General features: G+C 60.3%; 12 protein-coding genes. 4 read left to right on the top strand and 8 right to left on the bottom strand.

Annotation, left to right across the window (positions count from 1 at the left end; all coding sequences use genetic code 11):
• Window positions 1-84 precede the first annotated feature (84 nt).
• Entirely contained in the window at window positions 85-1,566 is a 1,482-nt protein-coding gene (locus tag D1224_RS12700; RefSeq protein ID WP_119380335.1) for a YadA-like family protein, read from the top strand.
• Window positions 1,567-1,660: 94 nt separating this feature from the next.
• Here the strand turns inward: D1224_RS12700 and D1224_RS12695 are convergent, their stop codons facing one another.
• The 3 genes from D1224_RS12695 to D1224_RS12685 all read right to left on the bottom strand — a co-directional run bounded on the left by D1224_RS12695 (window position 1,661) and on the right by D1224_RS12685 (window position 5,223).
• Window positions 1,661-2,455: an enoyl-CoA hydratase-related protein gene (locus D1224_RS12695; RefSeq protein ID WP_119380334.1), complete on the bottom strand. Its 795-nt coding sequence runs from the start codon at window positions 2,453-2,455 to the stop codon at window positions 1,661-1,663.
• Window positions 2,456-2,556: 101 nt separating this feature from the next.
• On the bottom strand, window positions 2,557-3,786 hold the full coding sequence (locus D1224_RS12690) for a GGDEF domain-containing protein (protein ID WP_119380333.1): 1,230 nt from the start codon (window positions 3,784-3,786) through the stop codon (window positions 2,557-2,559).
• A gap of 102 nt (window positions 3,787-3,888) precedes the next feature.
• Window positions 3,889-5,223, bottom strand: coding sequence for a cytochrome P450 (locus tag D1224_RS12685; RefSeq protein ID WP_119380332.1), 1,335 nt, complete (start codon window positions 5,221-5,223; stop codon window positions 3,889-3,891).
• Between the two features lie 184 nt (window positions 5,224-5,407).
• Between D1224_RS12685 and D1224_RS12680 the strand changes: the two genes are divergently transcribed.
• Entirely contained in the window at window positions 5,408-7,024 is a 1,617-nt protein-coding gene (locus D1224_RS12680) for an alpha-glucosidase family protein (protein WP_119380383.1), read from the top strand.
• 1 nt (window position 7,025) lies between these two features.
• On the opposite strand, the gene D1224_RS12675 is transcribed toward D1224_RS12680, so the two are convergent.
• From D1224_RS12675 to D1224_RS16525, 5 genes are all read right to left on the bottom strand, one after another.
• Window positions 7,026-10,145: an efflux RND transporter permease subunit gene (locus D1224_RS12675; protein WP_119380331.1), complete on the bottom strand. Its 3,120-nt coding sequence runs from the start codon at window positions 10,143-10,145 to the stop codon at window positions 7,026-7,028.
• Window positions 10,142-11,278, bottom strand: coding sequence for an efflux RND transporter periplasmic adaptor subunit (locus tag D1224_RS12670; RefSeq protein ID WP_233350541.1), 1,137 nt, complete (start codon window positions 11,276-11,278; stop codon window positions 10,142-10,144). The genes D1224_RS12675 and D1224_RS12670 overlap by 4 nt, the downstream gene beginning before the upstream one ends.
• Before the next feature lie 133 nt (window positions 11,279-11,411).
• Entirely contained in the window at window positions 11,412-14,894 is a 3,483-nt protein-coding gene (locus tag D1224_RS12665; RefSeq protein ID WP_119380330.1) for an error-prone DNA polymerase, read from the bottom strand.
• Complete coding sequence (locus D1224_RS12660; RefSeq protein ID WP_233350540.1) at window positions 14,891-16,615, bottom strand: Y-family DNA polymerase; 1,725 nt, start codon at window positions 16,613-16,615, stop codon at window positions 14,891-14,893. Before D1224_RS12660 ends, D1224_RS12665 begins: the two co-directional genes overlap by 4 nt.
• On the bottom strand, window positions 16,500-17,243 hold the full coding sequence (locus D1224_RS16525) for an ImuA family protein (RefSeq protein ID WP_182482287.1): 744 nt from the start codon (window positions 17,241-17,243) through the stop codon (window positions 16,500-16,502). The genes D1224_RS12660 and D1224_RS16525 overlap by 116 nt, the downstream gene beginning before the upstream one ends.
• A gap of 160 nt (window positions 17,244-17,403) precedes the next feature.
• Between D1224_RS16525 and D1224_RS16520 the strand changes: the two genes are divergently transcribed.
• A complete protein-coding gene (locus D1224_RS16520) occupies window positions 17,404-18,711 on the top strand; it encodes a D-arabinono-1,4-lactone oxidase (RefSeq protein WP_182482286.1) in 1,308 nt (435 codons plus the stop codon).
• The gene (locus D1224_RS12650; RefSeq protein WP_119380328.1) at window positions 18,711-19,889 is read left to right on the top strand and encodes an alanine racemase; all 1,179 of its coding nucleotides are present in this window, start codon (window positions 18,711-18,713) and stop codon (window positions 19,887-19,889) included. Before D1224_RS16520 ends, D1224_RS12650 begins: the two co-directional genes overlap by 1 nt.
• Window positions 19,890-19,939: the final 50 nt, after the last annotated feature.

Raw genomic sequence — 19,939 nt, 5'->3', positions numbered from 1 at the left:
GTAGCTGTTGCGTCAGGCGCGCGCCTGAAGCCGGCATGTTACCTCGACCATGCCGGGCCAAAGAGGAAACAGGGAAGGCAATTCATGCGACTCTCCAATCTAAAAAAAACCGTCAGTGCACTAACGCTTGCAGGTGCAAGCTGGGCGGTGCTGCCAATTTCCACAGCTTCAGCAGATGCAACGCCAGATTGTAACGCGGGTGCCGTCGATGCGACGTCTCTCGAATGCGGCGTCGATGCCGACGCAGACGGCTCCGACGCCCTTGCAGTAGGCACCGAAGCAAACGCAGACGGCACATCGAGCACGGCTGTCGGTGGAGAATCTAATGCTACGGGTACGGCGGCCACGGCATTCGGCTGGCAGGCCTCTGCCACCGCAGAACGCGCACACGCGATCGGACATCTGGCGACCGCTTCGGGCGTCAGATCGACCGCTGTGGGTGAAGCCGCTACGGCATCTGGTCAGCAGTCCATAGCTGTTGGCAATCTCGCTTCGGCCACTGATACGAACGCGATCGCCATTGGTAACGCCGCTGAGGCGAATGGCGGCGACGCAATTGCCATCGGTGGGAACCGCGACGGTGCCACAGGCCGCGCAACTGTCGCGAGCGGTCCGTCCACGACCTCCGTTGGAGGCCAGGCTGTCGCAATGGGCCCAGGTGCAAGCGCCTATGGCTGGCGTTCAGAGGCCACCGCAGAACGTGCCCAGGCCTTTGGCCACCTTGCAAATGCATCTGGGGTTCGCTCGCTCGCCGTTGGTGAAGCGGCGACAGCATCAGGTCTGGAAAGCATCGCGCAGGGCAACCTTGCCGTCGCATCCGGGCAAGACGCGGTTGCCATGGGCACCGAGGCGATTGCTAGCGGTACATCCTCAACGGCCGTTGGCGGCGAATCTATCGCGAATGCGACTGCAGCAACCGCTTATGGCTGGCGCTCCGCCGCCACGGCAGAACGCGCGCATGCTTTCGGTCACCTCGCCACCGCATCTGGTGTTCGCTCCACGGCGGTCGGTGAAGCTGCTACGGCTAGCGGCGCGGGTTCGGTTGCTCTCGGCAACCAGACATCTGCTATAGGCGCGAACTCCATCGCCATCGGTAACGGCGCAACGGCGATGGCCGACAACCAGGTCGCGATTGGCGGATCTGATGCCACCTATAATTTGGCTGGCCTGAACTCCGCTGCCAGCACTGCCGCTCAATCGGGCGAAGTTGGCGTCGTGACGACCGACCGTAATGGCAACCTCGCAGCAGATTATAGCCTGTCGTCTGGTCTGGCGCAGAACACGGGCCTCATCGCCGCCAATACCCGCCTGATCGGCCGCAACAGCGACGACATCCGCGAGAATCGCGGCGGTATCGCCGCGGCGATCGCGCTCGATACGCCGTTCGTGCCGGAAGGCAAGCAGTTCGCCCTCAGCGGTGGCTATGGCCACTATGAAGACGAAGGCGCGCTCTCCATGGCGGCGGCTTTCCGCCTCAATCCGACCTGGCAACTAAATGCCGGTGTTGCCAAAGGTGTGGACCGCGGTGGCACGGGTGCCCGCGTCGGCTTCCAGGCCGCCTGGTAGCTTTATAGGCGGCCTTTATACGCCCAGCCACGAAGAAACCCCCGCATCGGTGGTGCGGGGGTTTTTGTTTACAGCGCCGGTGAGGCCTTGGCGCTTATTTGCCTTTCCAGACAGGTGCGCGTTTCTCAAGAAAGGCGCGCGGACCTTCCTTGGCGTCTTCGCTGGAGAACACGATGGCCGAGGCCTCATTGGAAGCTTTCCATAGATCGCTTTCAGTGCCGTCATAGGCCTGGCGGGCAACTTCCAGGCTTTTGCGGACAGCCAGTGGCGCATTCACGCCAATCTGCGCCGCCAGCGATTTTGCTTCGTCCAGAACCTTGTCAGAAGTCACCATCCGATTGACCAGGCCGAGCTGGTAAAGCCGTTCTGCCGGAAGCGGGTCACCCGTCGCGACGATCTCCAGTGCGATATTGCGGGGCAGGGCACGCGGCAAGCGGAACACGCCGCCTGCACCGGCAAAGATGCCGCGCTTTACCTCTGGCAGGCCGAAGCGCGAATTGTCTGCAGCCACGATCATGTCGCAGGAGAGCGGAAGTTCACAGCCACCTGCGAGCGCATTGCCGCGAACTGCCGCAATCCATGGCTTGGTGCGCGGGAACTTCACAAAGCCGGCAAAGCCGCCCTTCTTGGTCGACAGCGCGCCAGCATTGCCTTTGGAAATTTCAGAAAGGTCCGCGCCTGCGCAGAAGGTCGATTCCAGCGACGAGGTCAGTATACAGGCCCGCACATCGTCATCGCGCTCGGTTTCTTCACAGATCCAGCCCAGCGCGGACGCAACAGCGCCGTTCACCGCATTGCGTTTGTCGGGACGGTTCAGCGTGACCACGGCGACGTGGTCCTTCACCTCATAGGTGACTTCATTGCCAACGCTTTCCGGCTTGTCTGACATAATATCCTCCTCGGTTGTCTTTCGCCTGAAAGAGCATGGGAGGCAGGCGCTGAACAGGTCTAACCTCGGGTCAGGGCTGGTCGGTTCAGATCAGACCAATGTCAGGAGGCGAGCCGTTGTCCATTTGGGTCCTGCGCCGGAACGCTTTTCAGCTTTTTCCGGTGAACCGGCTTGCCAATAGCGGACGGAAGTTCTGCGCATTCGACGCGATTACGGCCGAGTGATTTGGCGGCGTAAAGCGCTGCGTCCGCAATTGGATAGACATCTTCGAAGAGCATGTCGCGCCCAAGCTCGGCCACACCAAAGCTCGCTGTTACTTTCAGTCCTTCCGGAACGCCTTCCATGGGAAGTTCCGAAATGGCGCGACGAAGACGCTCCCCCAGTGTTTTCGCGCCAGACATGTCGGTTCCCGGAAGAACGAGACAGAACTCTTCACCCCCCATGCGGCCAGCCATATCGCTCATCCGCGTCTTGGCAGAAAGAAGCGCGCCGACGCCCCGAATGACTTTGTCGCCAACGGCGTGTCCGTAAGCGTCATTCACATTCTTGAAGTGGTCGAGATCGATGATGATGACGCTTGCTGCATAATCACCCGAGCGGGCTTCACAATAATGACGAGCGGCTTGTTCGAAGGCGCGGCGGCTCTTCAGCCCGGTCAGGAAATCGCTCTCGGCATCATCACGCAGGGCGTCGAGGCGCTGCATCACGCAGACTGACACCAACGCGCCACCCATGCCAAGAACGGAAAAGATGCTGATCAGGTTGATGATCTGCCAGTAGGCCGACTGGAAGAATGTCTCGTCCCGGATCGTATTGCCCGTAACGGTAATGGGCGAGACGAGAATGAAGTTAATGATGCAAAGTGCCAGGGCAGCCAGCACAGCTGTACCGGTCCACGATCTGTTCCAGATGTCCCGTAGAGACCAGGCTGTGACCATCAGCATCAAGCCGTGAACAAAGTTGATCGTGATGATCCGGACCGACAAGCCGACAAAGCTGAGCTGTATGATGCCCGCAGCTATAACGCTGAAAGCACCCAGCGTGATCAGCGCCAGGCGCGGGGGCTGCTTTTCAAAGGCACGGTGGATGCCGTCGCCTAGCAGATAGAGGCCGGCCGCATAGCAGGCATTATGACCGATCGCATTCGCGACAGATTCCTTGGCCAGGATAAAGTGGTTGAGCAGGAAACCGACCGCACACATGACAAAAGCGGCCGCGAAAACCAGCGCTGCCCGATCTTCGCGGTTATAGTGCCAGAAGCATAGAAATATTGCGCACATCGCTGTTGCGATGGCCGGCACCGTAAAGCCGATTGCAATAGCCTGGTCCAAAACCTGGTTGTCCCCACCCCTGTGAAGTTTCAATTTCTATCAGTTTGGTGGAAATCAAATCTTAACAAGATAAATTATTTTATTACCACAAGTTCTGTTTCTCTACCGGGAAAGCCCAAGGTCGACCCCGAGGCGGGAAATCGCGTGGACAAAGTTATTGGGCGCGATGTCGATCTCTCCTGTCCACTCCACATCCGGAAAGCGTGCGAGGATCTGTCGGTAGGCAGACTCAAGCTGCATATTCGCCACACGCTGACCAAGACAGACGTGTGGGCCCATGCCGAATGCGAGGTGCTCCTTGGCGTTGGCGCGATCGACATCGAACCTGTCAGGCTCTGCAAACACAGCCGGGTCACGGTTGGCCGCTCCGTAGTACATAACGACTTTCTCGCCTTCCGCGATTTTCTGGCCATTGATCTCGGCGTTCTCGGTTGCTGTGCGGCGCATATAGATAACTGGCGAAACCATCCTGATCGCCTCATGCACCATGTTCGTTATCTTTGTGGAATCCTTGATCAGGGCCTGTTTTTGCTCTGGAAACTCGCTCAGCAACTTCATCGTACCCGACAGCGAATTTCGGGTCGTGTCATTGCCAGCAAACACGATCAGCAACCACGACCCGTCCAGCATCTCATCAGACAGAAGCTCGCCGTCCACCTTCGCATTCGCGATAGCGGACAGAAGGTCTGATTTCGGGTTCTTCCGGCGGTCGTGAAGCACCTGTTTGCCGTATTCGAACATTTCCAGCACGTTGTTGACGAAGTCGCCGAAGAATTGCGGGTCAATCGCTTCTCCCTTGCGCATCGTATCGGCAGAAACCTCCAGATAATGCATCCACTTGATCAGCTTCGGCCTGTCAGCTTCTGCAACGCCAAGGATCTCGCACAGGGTAAAGAGGGGAAGCTCGGCCGAGAAGGTTTCCACCATGTCGATCGGCTTACCTGTGTCGCGCGCCTTCGCCTCCATCGCATCGAGAAGCGAACCTACTTTGGTATCAACGCGCTCACGTAACTCTGCGACATAGCCGGGCGTGAAGAAGGGCATATGCTCGCGGCGAAGCGGCATATGATAGGGTTGATCAAGGTTGATCATGGCGTCTAGCGATGCCCGGTGCAGCAGGGGGTGGCGCGCATCGGCGTGTCCGTAATTCATCAGGATGCCGCCCTTTTGCGAGGAGAACACCTTGGTGTTCAGCTCCGTCGCGCGGATATCATGATAGCCAGTCAGCGCCCAGAAGCCGGCACCTTCGGCCTCTTCATGCCAGCAGACAGGAGCTTTCTCGCGCATCTCGGCGAATGCCCCGAAGGGTTGTCCCTTGGTGAAGAGATCGAGGTCGGTAAGGTCTGCCGCCGGGGCGACTGGATAGGCCCGCTCGAATTTGTGGCCGCGGTGGACACTAACCTCTTCCTGCGCGGTCTCGCTGACATTGATGAGCATCGCCTTGTCCTCCCAATTTTATATTTAACCTCATCGTCTCAGAATTCTGCGCACGCGTGAAGCGCCATCGGGGCCGGACCCAACGTCAACCAGACAGACATTTTTGGCTGGCTTTACCTTGGCCGATTTCGCACGAAATGAGAGAGATCGCCCATTGCTCGATGAAAAGGCTATCGCTTACGTCATGACCGAAGACAGACAGCCCTGGTGGAAGGGCGCTACGATCTACCAGATCTATCCGCGCAGCTTTGCCGACAGCAATGACGATGGCGTCGGTGACCTTGTAGGCATCATTGGTGGGCTGGACCATGTTGCATCCCTCGGTGTCGATGCGATCTGGCTATCGCCCTTTTTCACGTCGCCGATGAAGGACTTTGGCTATGACGTTGCGGACTATTGCGGCGTGGATCCGCTCTTCGGCACGCTCGAAGACTTCGACCGTCTGATCGCGAAGGCACATGGCCTCGGTCTCAAAGTGATCATCGATCAGGTGTATTCGCACACGTCCGACGCACATGACTGGTTCAGGCAGAGCCGGGAAAGCAGGGATGGCGAGAAATCCGACTGGTATGTCTGGGCAGACCCGATGCCGGACGGCTCGCCGCCCAATAACTGGCAGGCCGTGTTTGGCGGGCCTTCATGGGAATGGGACGGGCGGCGCCAGCAATATTACATGCACAACTTCCTCGCCTCCCAACCGGACCTCAATGTCCGGAACAGGGACGTCCAGGATGCGCTTCTCGATGCGGCGGCCTTCTGGCTGGACAGGGGTGTTGATGGCTTCCGGCTCGATGCCATCAATTTTGCCATCCATAATGCGGAATTGCGGGATAATCCGCCTTCCGGTCTGGCCATGGAAAAGGTGACCCGCCCCTTCGACATGCAGGACCACCTCTACAACATGTCCCAGCCGGAAATTCCTGCATTTCTCGAACGCGTGCGCGAGCGCCTCGACGCCTATCCGGCTCGGTTCTCGGTTGCAGAAGTTGTCGGCCCAAACCCGGTGCCAGAGATGAAGTCCTTCACCGAGGGGGAGGGGCGGCTTCATTCCGCCTATAATTTCGATTTCCTCTACGCCCAGACGATCAGCCCTGCACGCGTGCGCCGCTCGCTCGAACAATGGAGCGGTGAAGCGGGCGAAGGCTGGCCAAGCTGGGCCTTCTCCAACCATGACGCACCGCGCGCCGTCTCGCGCTGGGCAAGCCCACCACACCGCAAGGCGGCAGCAGACCTCCTTCTCCTCCTCCTGCTTTCGCTGCGAGGGAACGCATTTCTGTACCAGGGCGAAGAGCTTGGCCTGCCACAGGGGCAGGTCGGCTTTGAGGACCTGCAGGACCCTGAAGCCATCGCCAACTGGCCGCGTACACTCGGCCGGGATGGTGCGCGCACGCCTTTCCCATGGACGTCTACTGAACCTAATGCAGGCTTCTCTCCTGCACGGCCATGGCTACCTGTCGACGCCGCCCATCAGGCGCTGGCGCTCGACACACAGGCCAATGACCCGGCTTCCAGTCTTAACCTGACCCGGAAACTCACAAAGCTGCGCAAAGCTTCACCCGCGCTACGCTGGGGAGAGATCGACTTCCTGCACGACGAGGCACCCGTTCTGGCTTTCAGGCGCCGGTATGAAGGCGAAGAAATCCTTTGCATGTTCAACTTGTCAGACACGCAAGCCGATATACCGGATCATCTCTTTGCGGCGTCCGCCACACTGATGGCGTCGTGCAACCTGGTAGATCCGGAAAATGACCTGCCGGGCGCGCTCGGCCCGTGGGCTGGCTTCTGGGCCCGGCTCTTCTGACCTATTCGGCAGGCTGGCCGCTGGTCTTTTCGCGCGCTTCTTCCAGCTCATCCTCGAGCGCCCGCGTTTCAACGGTGCGGGCCTTGGAGAGCTGCGCCACGCCGAGATAGATGACCGGCGTCAGGAAGAGCGTGAACAGCGCCGCGATACCAAGTCCGCCGAACACGACCCAACCGATGGAGTTGCGTGCTTCTGCGCCAGCGCCGCTCGACACAATCAAAGGCACAGCACCGAGCACCGTCGAAATGAGCGTCATCGCAATCGGGCGCAGGCGAATGGTTGCCGCTTCGAAAACAGCTTCGCGTACGCTACGCCCCATGCCGCGCAGCTGGTCCGCAAACTCGACGAGCAGGATGCCATTCTTCGCCATCAGGCCGATCAGCATGATCAGGCCAATCTGCGAATAGATATTGAGCGATGTGCCTGTGAGAAACAGCGCATAGATCGCGGCCGCCAGCGCGAATGGCACGCTGAGCAGGATAACAACTGGGCTGGTCAGGCTTTCGAATTGGGCGACAAGGACAAGGAAGACGATCACGAAGGCAAAGCCATAAGTCAGAAGGAGGTCCTGATTGCTCTCCTCCAGCGTTGCGGCTTCGCCTTGCAGGATCATGCCGAAGCCGGGCGGCAATATCTCGTCCGTCAGCCGTTCAATTTCCGCAATCGCATCGGCGAGCGGCAGGCCAGGCGGTGTATCCATCTCGACCTCGATGGCCCGGCGTTGCTCGGTCCGGTCGAGTTCTGCGGCAACACCTTCCTCACGAATGGTGGTCAGCGTGGAGATCGGTACAAGACCGCCATTATCAGAGCGAACATACAGGTTCTGAAGGTCACCCGGGTCGCGGATCGTGCCGGTTTCGGATTCCAGAATGATCGGGATGGCCTGATCATTCACGTTCAAGTCGATCAGGTCCTCACCGTCCACCATGGCGCGCAGGGTCACCGACAGCTCATCCAGCGGCACGTTGAGATCTGCGGCGCGCCTGCGGTCAACCTGTATCGAAAGCTGCGGCTGGGTCGGCTGGTAGGAAATTTCCGGATTAGAGAGAATTTCGCTGTCTTCAATCGCGGATGAAAGCTCCCGCGCGACGGCGTATATCTCGCTATAGTCGCTGCCGGTCAGAGCAATCTGAAGGCCGCCGCCCCGGCCGCCGCCGCGGTTGGACAGGCTGGATCGGCCGAATACCGAAACCCTCGAGCCTGGTATCTCCGACATCGGTCCTTGAAGCTGCGAGATTATATCTTCCTGGCTAAGCGTCCGTTCTTCCCACGGGGCGAGCCAGGCGGTCACACCGACACGGTTCGGGTCATAGCGACCGACAATGGTAAAGAGCGACTCGATCGTGCCGTCTTCGACGTAGGGTCGGAGGATTTGCTCGATCTCGTCTGCTTCCTGCTCCATGAATGCAAGGCCGACCCCATCAGGCCCGGTCGCAAACACCTCAACCACACCGCGGTCTTCTGGCGGCACCAGTTCTTGAGGAACAGATGTATAGAGAATGCCGGCCGCGCCCGCCGCACCAAGGCAAACCAGTCCGACCACGATCGGGTGGGCAAGGCATGCGCTGAGGGCCGCCCCATAGGCATTTGAAATCGTGCGTCCACGCTTTTCGAGCCAGCTATCTTTCCGTTCAGCCGGATCCCTTGGGATGAAACGGAACTTGGAAGCGATCGCGGGCGCAAGCGTCAGCGCCACGAAGGACGAGATCAGCACGGCCACCGACAGCACGAAGCCGAATTCACGAAACAGTCGGCCAGTTGTCGAGGGCAGGAACGAGATCGGCACGAAGACGGCGATCAGCACGGCGGTTGTCGCGATAACGGCAAAGAAGACTTGCTGGGTGCCCAGCACCGCCGCAGCGCGTCTTCGTATGCCTTCTGACTGGCGTCGCTGGATATTCTCCAGAACGACGATGGCATCGTCGACGATGAGGCCGGTGGCAAGCACAAGCGCGAGCAGCGTCAGTAGATTGATCGAGAAGCCCAGCAGCCAGATGCCTGCAACCGTTCCGATCAATGAGACCGGGATGGCGACGGCAGGTATGATGGTGGCCTTCATTGAGCCGAGGAAGACCCAGATAGTGATCACCACGATGAGGACCGTGATCGCGAGGCTGGTCAGCACTTCCTCAACGGACTTTTCGATAAAGACCGCTTCATCGGAAGTTACGCGAAGCTCGATGTCGTCAAAACGGCGATTGAGCTGGCGCAGCTTTTCTTTGGCCGCATCGGATATCTGTATCGTATTCGACGACGCCTGTCGGATAATGCCAAGCCCGATAATCGGGGCACCGTTGAGCCGCAGAAAGTTGTTGGCATCTGCGGGGCCTAGCACAGCTTCAGCAACATCGCCGACCTTTGTATTGCCTTGAATATAGATGTCCTTGATGAGTTCGGGCGTTGCAGCCGTTGCCTCAGCACGCACAATCAGCTCCTGGCTATCGGACCGGAAGCTGCCCACAGGGACATCGAAAGGTGCCTCGCGCAGGGCGTTGGCAACATCAGCGATTGTCAGGCCAAAACGATTAAGCCGGAGCGGGTCGACAAGCACGCGCATCTGGCGTTCACGCGTGCCAAACTGCTGCACCGTTGCGACACCATCAATCGCCAGGAATTCCGGCATGATATCGTTCTCGACGATCCTTGAAAGTTCTTCTTCGCTATAGGCATCGCTGATGACGGCGACGGTCAGCACAGATTGGCCCTGATCGTCGGCCTTGGTCACGAACAGGTTTTCGGTCCGGTCGGGCAGTTCCCGTGTCACACGGCTGACGGCTTCGCGCACATCAGACGCTGCCGTATCGAGATCAACGCCCGGATTGAACTCGATCCTCATGCGAGAGCTGTTCTCCTCGCTTGAAGAGCGGATCTCCTTGACGCCTGACACTGTTGCGACGGCGCCTTCAATGATGCTCGTCACTTCTGCGTCGATAGTCTCCGGCGCGGCGCCAGGGAGTGTTGCGCGGACCGACACGACTGGCCGGTCGACGTCTGGCAGTTCACGCACCTCCACGCCTAGAATGGCGGCAAGACCAGCAATCACGATCAACAGGTTCAGGACGGCCGCCATCATCGGGCGACGGACGGCGAGTCCTGGAAGGCCCTGGCCCGGCGGTGTCATGGCTGGGCGGCGGCCTGACCGCCAGATGCGAGCCCATTTGTTGCGACCGGACGGGTATCGCGTGAGGCAGGCATCTCGACCGGTGTGCCCTGCCGCACTTTCTGCACACCTTCCTCGACGATCCAGCTACCTTCGGGGATATCCCCCCGAATCAGCACCATGCCCTCCATCCGGTTGACGATGGTCACGGGAACGCGTGCGGTCTCACCATTCCGTACAGCCCAGACAAAAGCGCCATCACCGCCCCAGACGATGGAAGCTTCTGGAACCGATGGGTATTGCTGGCCTGGCAATTCGAACCCGATGCGAAAGCTCATGCCTGGGCGAAGCTGGTCTTCGGAATTATCGATGGCTGTCCGCACCGTATAAGCGCGCGTCTGCGTATCGATGGCGCTGTCGATGGTCAGGACCTCCGCCTCATAAGAGGCTTCCGGATTCGAAAATGGTTCGACTTCGAAGACATCGCCGGCCGTGATCCGGCCGAATGTCTGCTCGGGTACCGGAAAATCGACATAGAGAACGTCGCGGTCGTCGAGGCGTGTGAGGACGGTATCTGGTGTAATGCGCGCGCCCGGATCGACATCGGTGAGGCCGACATAGCCGCTGAAGGGTGCGCGGATTGTGCGGTCGCCCAGCGCATCGCGCGCGATGCTGAGGCTGATCTCGGCGGCATCATAGGCGGCTTCAGCGCGGTCGAGTTCATTGCCCGCAATCACGCCGGGAGTGGAAACAGTGTTGTAGCGGTCGATAAGCCGCTGTGCGTCGGCGCGTGACACCTCGGCCTGCTCGACGGCCAATTGTTCAGCCCGCGACTCCAGACGGATCAGCACATCGCCTCGTGAGACCTTGTCGCCTGAAGTGAAGTTTACCGCGATGACTTCGCCAGCCACCTCGGCCTGTATCGTCGCAGAGGCCCGCGCTCTCGCGGTGCCGACCGCTTCGACGCGCACCGTGTCCGTGGCATAACCGACCTGATGGGGGACAATCTTGACGGCCTGCGGCGCTCTGCGTTCAGGCGGCGTCTGCGCGTCTTCGCCCTGACACGCGCCGAGGACGAGCATGGTTGCGATAGCGGTAATTCTGATCGAGTTTTCGAACACGGCTGACCCTGAGTAGACCGCGCGGCTGCCCATACCGGGAGGTCGCGCGGAGATACTTGCTTGCACGGCAAAAGTCGGCGCAACGCCCTGCGCCTTGCACCCTTACCGCGAAATAGGCCGACTCTGCCAGAAGACCAGACGGTGGTCGACCTATTCTACAGTCATATCAATGGAAATCGCGGCTATTGGGAATAATGCGCACGTTACGTGGATGGGTGTGCACCGTTCTTCGTCCCGGCCCACGCCTTTCAGGGATGGGTTTGACCACTTCGTCGGCATTGGAGAGCACGCCCTTCATCGGGTCGCGAAGGGTATTTTCGGACAGCAGCCTCAGATCTTCGGTACGGTCGATAAGCTGTTCTGCCACAAGATGGGTTACCCCTTCGGCCCGCTGGATACGCCCTTTGACCAGGATGATCCGTGCGCCCATGACAACCGCCCGGAACCGCTCGAATACGTTCGGCCAGACGACGAGGTTGGCAATGCCGGTCTCATCCTCAATCGTGATGAAACAGACCCCGCTGGCAGAGCCGGGCCTCTGGCGTACCAGCACGATACCGGCGGTCTGGACCCGCGCGCCGTTTGGCAGGTCAGAGGCTTCACGCGTGCTCAGCGTGCGCATGGACGCATAATGATCGCGCAAGAAAGACATAGGATGGGCCTTCAGCGACAGGCGCGTGGTCTGGTAATCCTGCAATACGTGTTCGGAAGATGGCATCCGGGGCAGGGGTGTTGCCGCTTCTCTGCCCTGTTCGGCCGTGTCGGCGGCGGCGAACAGGGGCAGTGTCTTGCCGGCGGCCTCCCCGCGTGAGGCCCAGAGCGCTTCGCGTCTGTCCAGTCCCATCGACCGGAAGGCATCCGCCGCGGCCAGCAGCTCCATGGCGCGGCGGGTGATACCTGTGCGGCGGCGGATATCTTCAGGTTGCTCGAAGCCGCCGCCGCGCACCTCCATCATGGCTTCCATCTCATCCTCGCGAAGCCCGTCGATCTGCCTGAAGCCCAAGCGTACGGCGAGGCGCGTGTTCTTTCTTCCCCCGCAAGCGGGGGAAGTGGCACGCGGAGCGGGTCGAAGGGGGGAAGCGGTAGGCGCTGCGTTTTCTGGCTCCCCCCTCCGAGCGGCTTCGCCGCTCACCTCCCCCGTGAACGGGGGAGGGCAAGAGGCTTCGCCCGCACCTTTCAAATCATTCCCCTCACAAGCGACCGCGCAGGCGCAGCCGCCGTCAGGCGGCGAACAGCCCTGAGCAGAAAACCCACAAGGCTCCAAAATATTATCCCAATCCGACAGGTTCACATCCGCTTCGCGCACCTCAACGCCATGCTCGCGCGCGCAGCGGACGATCTGGGCCGGGGCGTAGAAGCCCATGGGCTGGCTGTTGAGGAGCGCGGCGCAGAAGACGTCCGGGTGATGGCATTTCAGCCAGGAAGAGACATAGACCAGAAGCGCGAACGAGGCTGCATGGCTTTCAGGAAAGCCATACTCGCCAAACCCCTTCACCTGATCGAAACAGCGTTGGGCGAATGTCCGTTCATAACCGCGCGCGACCATGCGCTCGACCATAAGCTCTTCATAGTTCTGGATCGTCCCGACCTTCCTGAAGGTCGCCATGGCCCGGCGGAGGCCATTGGCTTCATCAGCAGAGAACTTGGCCGCATCCATGGCGATCTGCATCGCCTGCTCCTGGAAAAGCGGGACGCCATTGGTTCGCTTCAGGATGGTCTCCAGCTCATTGGCAGGGCCATGCCTGGGGGAGGGGGACGGATAGGTCACCGTCTCCTGTCCGTTGCGGCGGCGCAGATACGGGTGGACCATATCGCCCTGTATGGGGCCAGGCCGGACGATGGCGACCTCGATGACAAGATCATAAAAAACGCGCGGGCGAAGACGCGGCAGCATGTTCATCTGCGCCCGGCTTTCGACCTGGAAGACGCCCAGACTGTCGCCCTTGCACAGCATGTCATAAGTCGCCTTATCCTCCTGCGGGACGGTGGCCAGTGAATAATCCAGCCCCTTGTGAAGGCGCAGCAGGTCGAACGCCTTGCGGATACAGGTCAGCATGCCAAGCGCCAGCACATCTACTTTCATGATGTTCAGGGCGCTGATGTCGTCCTTGTCCCATTCGATGAAGGTGCGCTCCGCCATCGCCGCATTGCCGATAGGCACGGTCTCGACCAGCGGGCCGCGCGTCAGGACAAACCCGCCGACATGCTGTGAAAGGTGGCGCGGAAAGCCGATCAGCTGCCGGGTCAGCTGGACCGCACGGCGGATCACAGGATTGGTGGGGTCGAGACCTGCCTGCCGGATCTGCTTTTCCTTTACGTCCGACCCGAAACTGCCCCAGACCGTGCCCGCCAGCGCAGAGGCAATATCCTGCGACAGGCCCAGCGCTTTGCAGACTTCACGCACGGCTGAGCGCGGCCGGTAAGAGATCACCGTGGCGGTCAGCGCCGCCTTGTGGCGGCCATAGCGGCGATAAACATACTGGATGACTTCCTCGCGCCGCTCATGCTCGAAGTCGACATCAATGTCTGGCGGCTCACGTCTTTCCTTGGTCAGGAAGCGTTCGAAAAGCAGGCTCGTCACAGACGGATCGACGCTGGTGATGCCAAGACAGTAACAGACTGCTGAGTTGGCCGCAGAGCCGCGACCCTGACAGAGGATGCCCTTGTCTTTTGCCCAGGCGACGATGTCATGGACCGTCAGGAAGTAGGGCGCGTAATTGAGCTCGCCGATCAGCTTGAGCTCTTTTCGGATAGCTTTTTTTACACCCTCTGGAACACCGTCAGGATACCGCCAGGCTGCACCGTCCCAGGCGAGTGTTTCGATATGTTCTTGCGGCGTCTTTCCCGGCGGCACAGGCTCGTCCGGATACTCATAGGCAAGCTCGTCAAGCGAGAATGTACAGCGTTCTGAAATCTCAACTGTCCTGCGAAGAGCTGGCTCAAAGCCCTTGAAAAGGCGTGCCATTTCTTCTGCAGGCTTTAAGTGACGCTCAGCATTGGCCTCCAGCTGGAAGCCTGCCTCATCCACGGTGCAATGCCCGCGAATACAGGTCACCACATCCTGTAGCGGGCGGCGCTCAGCAGCGTGATAGAGAACATCATTCACCGCCACAATCGGCACCCCGCCAGCCTTGAATCCGAGGTCTGCGAGGCGGGCGACCCGCTCGCGGTTCTGGCCCTGAAATCCATAGCGGGCGCCAAGATAGAGCCGGTCCCCCCACTGGGCGTGCAGCCATTCCAGCCGCAGCCTGTAACCCTCATCAGGGCGGGCTGGTGGCATGGCGATAAAAATCTGGCCTTCGGAATGGGCGAGCACATCTTCCAGCGTGATATGGCACTCGCCTTTCTCTGCCCGCAGCTTGCCTTCGGAGAGAAGCCGCGAAAGCCGCCCATAAGCGTCCCGGTCCTGCGGATAGGCAATAAGGTCGAACCCGTCTGTTGTGATAAGGCGCGCGCCAACCAGAAGGCGCATCTCATAGTCTTTCGCTGCAAGATGGGCCCGCACGACACCGGCAAGGGTGTTGCGGTCAGCAACGCCGATCGCGGCAAGCCCAAGCCCTTTTGCCTGCGCAACCAGCTCTTCCGGGTGGCTGGCGCCTTGCAGGAAGGAGAAATTGGTGGTGACGGCCAGTTCTGCATATCCGTTCATGCGAACAGCCCATGCATGAACCAGAGCGGCGCACCGCCCCGGCCATCTTCATAGAGGCCCTGCCTGAACAGCCAGAAACGGCGGCCCTCCTCATCCTCAATCCGGTAATAGTCCCGTGCCCGCGGCAGGTTGGAGACAGGTTCGCCCGGGTCGGCAGCTTCCAGCTCTGCCCGGATTTTCGCAATCAGCGCTGCATCGGCGCGCGGGTCGAGCTTTGGCTTCAGCCATTTGCGGTCAATGCCTTCAGGGCTGGCAGAGGGCGGCGGCGGGGCCGTCCATGTCCACCATTCAGGTGCCAACCGTTCCGGCCCATCAGCACGGGTCACCGCATGCGGCACACGGCGCCAGATAAAGCGCAAGGGCGGCCCATCGGGCACTTCGGCGAGAACTTTTATTTCCTCCGGCGGGTCTATCAGGCGGATCGGTCTTGGCCCGTGATCGGGAGGAGCAATGGCAGGGGCTGGCAGCTCACCGTCAAAGCCTGCCTTGCGCTCTGCCTGTTCCGGCAAATGGCTTTCATGCGCCTCAGTGACTTTGACGGTGCCTTCGCCAAGCTTGGCAGTAATCCTGTCTGCGAGGGCCGAAAGGAGCACAGGGTCTGTATCGCTGGCGGCAAGATCACCTGAAAGCGCGGGCGCGCTGATATCCATCGGCCCTGTCCGCCTTGCCTCCAGCATCAGAAGATCAATGCCGAAGCCGGGGTCGATCTGGTCCAGCTTTTCCGAAAAAAGCCGCAGGATATGTTTGGGGGTGCGCACGGGCCGGGCGAGCGTGACCGACACAGAGCTCACCTCGCCATCGGCGCGAAAAGCGTGAAAGGCAAAGGCGCGCGCGCCCTGTCCAAGCCCGGTCAGCTTCATACAAAGCTCATCTGCAAGCTGTTCGAGCCCGCTCTGGACGCCTTCGGTCGCCAGCAATGGCTCCGGGCAGGGCAGGCGGGTGATATGCGAGGGGGCTTCTTTCAGCGGCGTGAGCGGTTCCCGGCGAAGACCAAGCGCTTGATCGAGCCGTAGCAGGACTGCATCGCCTGCCGCGCGTGACTGGAAACGCCGTCCCAGCGCCTTGCGGTCGATCCCATAAAGCTGGCCGATCCGGCGAAGGCCAAACCGCTTGAGCAGGGTCTCAGCCTCTTCAGAGAGGCGCAGCGCGCTGATAGGAAGCTCAGCGAGATCTGAAGCTTCTTTGCCGTCGGCAAGAATGTGGCCTGGCCAATCACGGGCAAGAGCGCTTGCGGCCCCCGGTGTGCTGGCAAGGCCAAGCCGGTGCGGAATGGCATTCTTCTCAAGCAGGTCAGCCACAGTCTCCATCATGGCTTCTTCACCGCCATGAAGATGGTCGCAGCCCGTGGTCTCAATCATTAGCCCGTCATCGCCGTCGATAGCGACAATAGGGGAAAGACGCACCATCCAGTCACCGATCCGTTCCAGCGCGGCGCGGTCGGCCTCCCGGTCGATATCTTCGTGCAACAGGTCCGGGCAGCGGGCGCGGGCGTCGGTAAAGCCAAGTCCTGCCGATATGCCGAGTGTGCGTGCGGAAGCGTTGGCCGCTGCGACGCGCAAGCCGTGGCCGCCATCCTCGACGAGGACGAAGGGTTTACGGGCCGGTTCAGCCTGTTTTTCGCCGGGGCGTATCCTGGCTGAGGCCGATGTCGGCTGGTGCCGCGCGCGGCGAAGGCGCGTGAGCGGCCAGCCCGGAAACCACACGGAGAGATAGCGTTTCATGGTCGAGCTCGATGTTGAACACGCGCCCCGCCATTTGCGGGGCTTGTCTGGACTTCTCCAGAACGGCCTGCCAGCGGCTGGCGCCTGGAGCGCGGGCATCAAAGGCATTAGGTCCCGATGGCCGCGAGGCGATCCGCCATCGGGCGGTCGCTGCGCTTGTTCCCTCCCGTCGCCAGGGCAGGAGCAGGATAAGCGGGATGCCATGCCGGCTGGCGGCGAGCGTCAGGCGGCGGGATGAGGTAAAGTCCAGCGTTTCGATTTCTGCGATGACGAGGCCGACAGCGCCTGATGATATTGCTTCCTCACTGGCCCAGAGGGCATCGCTGGCCTTCCGGGTCTGGACGGAAAGCAGGCCTGCCGGGCAGTGGGTGAGACTGGGAAGCCCGGCATGGAGCAGGTCGCCATGTTCTCGGGCAAGGCCGAACTGGCGGATCCAGAAAATAGCGCCTGCGGGCGGGCGCGCTGCGGCGAGGGCAAAACCTGTCATCGCGGCCATGTCCCCATGCCGCGCTTCGCAGATTTCATGCACGCCCTCACGACCAAGGTTGAGCGGAAAGCTCTGGTCGGGCTTTCTGCACGTCTCACCAAGCCGGAAGACGCCGGGGATATCGAGGGCTCTGGACTCCATATGTTCTTATTTTGTTCTGGAGCAAAAGAGTCAAGCTCGGCCGTCTTTGTCGGGCACAGAGCTTGTGAATTTCGAGACAGCCAGAAGCTGGCGCCGGGTGAAGCGTTGCCAGGCGAGCGGAAATTATGGTCTCTTCTTTTCCTGGGGAGGCGTCACGCAAATGACGGACACAAAAGAAAACGCCGAAATTGGCGATACCTGGACCAACTGGTCCGGCAACCAGATCGCGAAGCCGATGAAGGTGATAGAGCCTGTCGGTGCGGATCAGCTGAAAACACTTCTGAAGACTGCGCCCGGTCCGGTGCGGGTAGTCGGCGCGGGACATTCCTTTACGCCGCTTGCCTGCACGGATGGCACACTGGTCCGGCTGGACAGGATGGGCCTGGTCCGATCCGCCGACAGTGAGAGAAAAACCGCCTGGGTCAATGCGGGCGCGCGTCTGAAGGATCTCTCTCCCGCGCTTGAAGACCATGGCCTCGCTTTCAGGAATCTCGGGGACATCAACGCCCAGTCGCTCGCCGGGGCGATCTCGACCGCGACCCATGGCACAGGCGAAGGGCTCGCCTGCCTATCTGCCGAAACGCTTGCTTTCAAACTGCTGACGGCCAGCGGCGATGTCATGACAGTCTCACGCGATAAAGACCGGGAGGTGTTTGAAGCCTGTCGCGTATCGCTCGGCGCGATCGGAATTCTGGTCGAAGCCGAAATCCAGCTGGTCGCGCCTTACAACCTCCACCGGCGCACCTGGGCCGAGCCGGTTGATGACCTTCTCTCAGCGGCAGGGACACGCTGGCAGACGCTTCGAAACTACGAGTTCTTCTATGTACCGTTTTCCGGCTACGGCATCTCGATTGCGCATGAAGAGACAGATGCGCCTGCCACACCCCGGCCGGAAAGCGATGACGACGACGCCGTCCTTGGGCTGAAGCGCGCACGTGACTATGCCGGGGACAATGTCAGCTCACGTCGTGAATTCCTTGCCGGCGCCTTTGAGCAATTCGACGGCGAAGACGTCATCGGCAATAGCTGGCAACTGCTCGCCAGCGAGCGGAACGTCCCCTTCAACGAGATGGAGTACCACCTGCCAGTAGAGACGGCGCTCGATGCGCTTGATGAGGTCATCACTTATATCGAGCGTGAGCGGCCTGACGTCTTCTTCCCCATTGAGGTTCGCAAATCAGCCGGCGATGACATCTGGCTGAGCCCTTTCAACGGAGAAGGGCGTATCTCGGTGGCGGTGCATGCTTTCGCTGAAGATGCGTATGATTTCTTCTTCTCGCATATAGAGCCGATCTTCCGGCGCGCAGGTGGCCGGCCTCACTGGGGCAAGCTGCACAATCTTCGCCACCGGGACCTGCGAAGTCTCTATCCGCAATTCGACCGCTTCTGCGCTGTTCGCCGCGAAATCGATCCGGAGGGACGCTTCATGACACCCTATCTTCGTACCCTGTTCGAGCCGGAAGCGTGATGCCTGGCTCACCCACATACTTCGCAAAGCTACAGACCGCTCTTGTCGAGGCGGGTATCGCCCAGCCGACGCTCATCATCGACCGTGAGCGCCTCGACTCGAATATCGCGACGTTCAATAGCCATCTGCCGACAGGCATGGGTTATCGTATCGTTGCAAAGTCGCTGCCCAGCCTGCCGCTCCTCTCCCATATCCGGCACAAGACGGGCACGGACCGCATGATGACCTTCAATCTCGACATGCTGCTTGAGATTGCCCACGCCATGCCGGATGTGAAGCAACTGCTTGGCAAGCCGATGCCGGTTGCCGCGGCGCGCGCCTTTTACCGCCATGCACCGCCGGACGCGGCGGTGCAGTGGCTGATCGATACACCAGAACGCCTCGATCAGTATCTGGCGCTGGCTGCTGAACTTTCTGTCCATCTCGACATCGTGTTTGAAATCGATGTCGGCCTTCATCGCGGCGGTTTCCCTGCTGATGAGAGCATCAGGCAGGCTTGGCAGAAGCTGGAAGCTTCGAACCGGGCGAGCTTTACCGGCCTGATGGGATACGAGCCGCATATCGCCAAGATGCCCGAGAAGCATGGGCTTCGAGACAAGGCCCGGACCTATGCAAGGGAAACCTATGAAGCGGCAAAATCACTGACAGGGTGCACTGAGACGCCAGAGAACGGGCAGTTCCTGACACTGAATACGGCCGGCAGTCCGACATACCGTCTCTACCCCGATACGAGCATGGCAAACGAGGTGTCGGCAGGGTCAGTGCTGGTGAAGCCGACTGATTTCGATACCGATCTTCTGGAAGACCACCTGCCATCCAGCTTTATCGCAGCGCCGGCTCTGAAGGTTCTGGACGGAATCAACGTTGCCGGTTTCGATTTCCTGGAAGGCCGCGAGCCGGAAATGCCAGAGGGGCATTCAAAGACGATCTACACGTTTGGCGGCAACTGGATGGCCAGACCTGTCTGGCCGCAGAAGCTTGTGGTGAATGAAGAATACGGCCGATCAAGCAACCAGCAAATGCTGACAGCGCCAGAGGGCGTGAATATCAGTCCTGACGATTTCGTGTTTTTTCGCCCCACCCAATCGGAGGCGGTCTTCCTGCAGTTTGGCGACATCGCTGTCTTCGACGGAGAGAAGATCGCGGAGCGCTGGCCCGTCTTCAAAGCCTCCGCCTGAACCCTGGACGATGTGGGCCGTATGCCTGCAGCCTGTGCATCTGCCGCGCC

Source organism: Henriciella barbarensis (assembly GCF_003576345.1).
GTDB lineage: Bacteria > Pseudomonadota > Alphaproteobacteria > Caulobacterales > Hyphomonadaceae > Henriciella > Henriciella barbarensis.
Note: the sequence above shows the minus strand (reverse complement) of the source record. Positions and strands in the feature narration are given on the sequence as shown.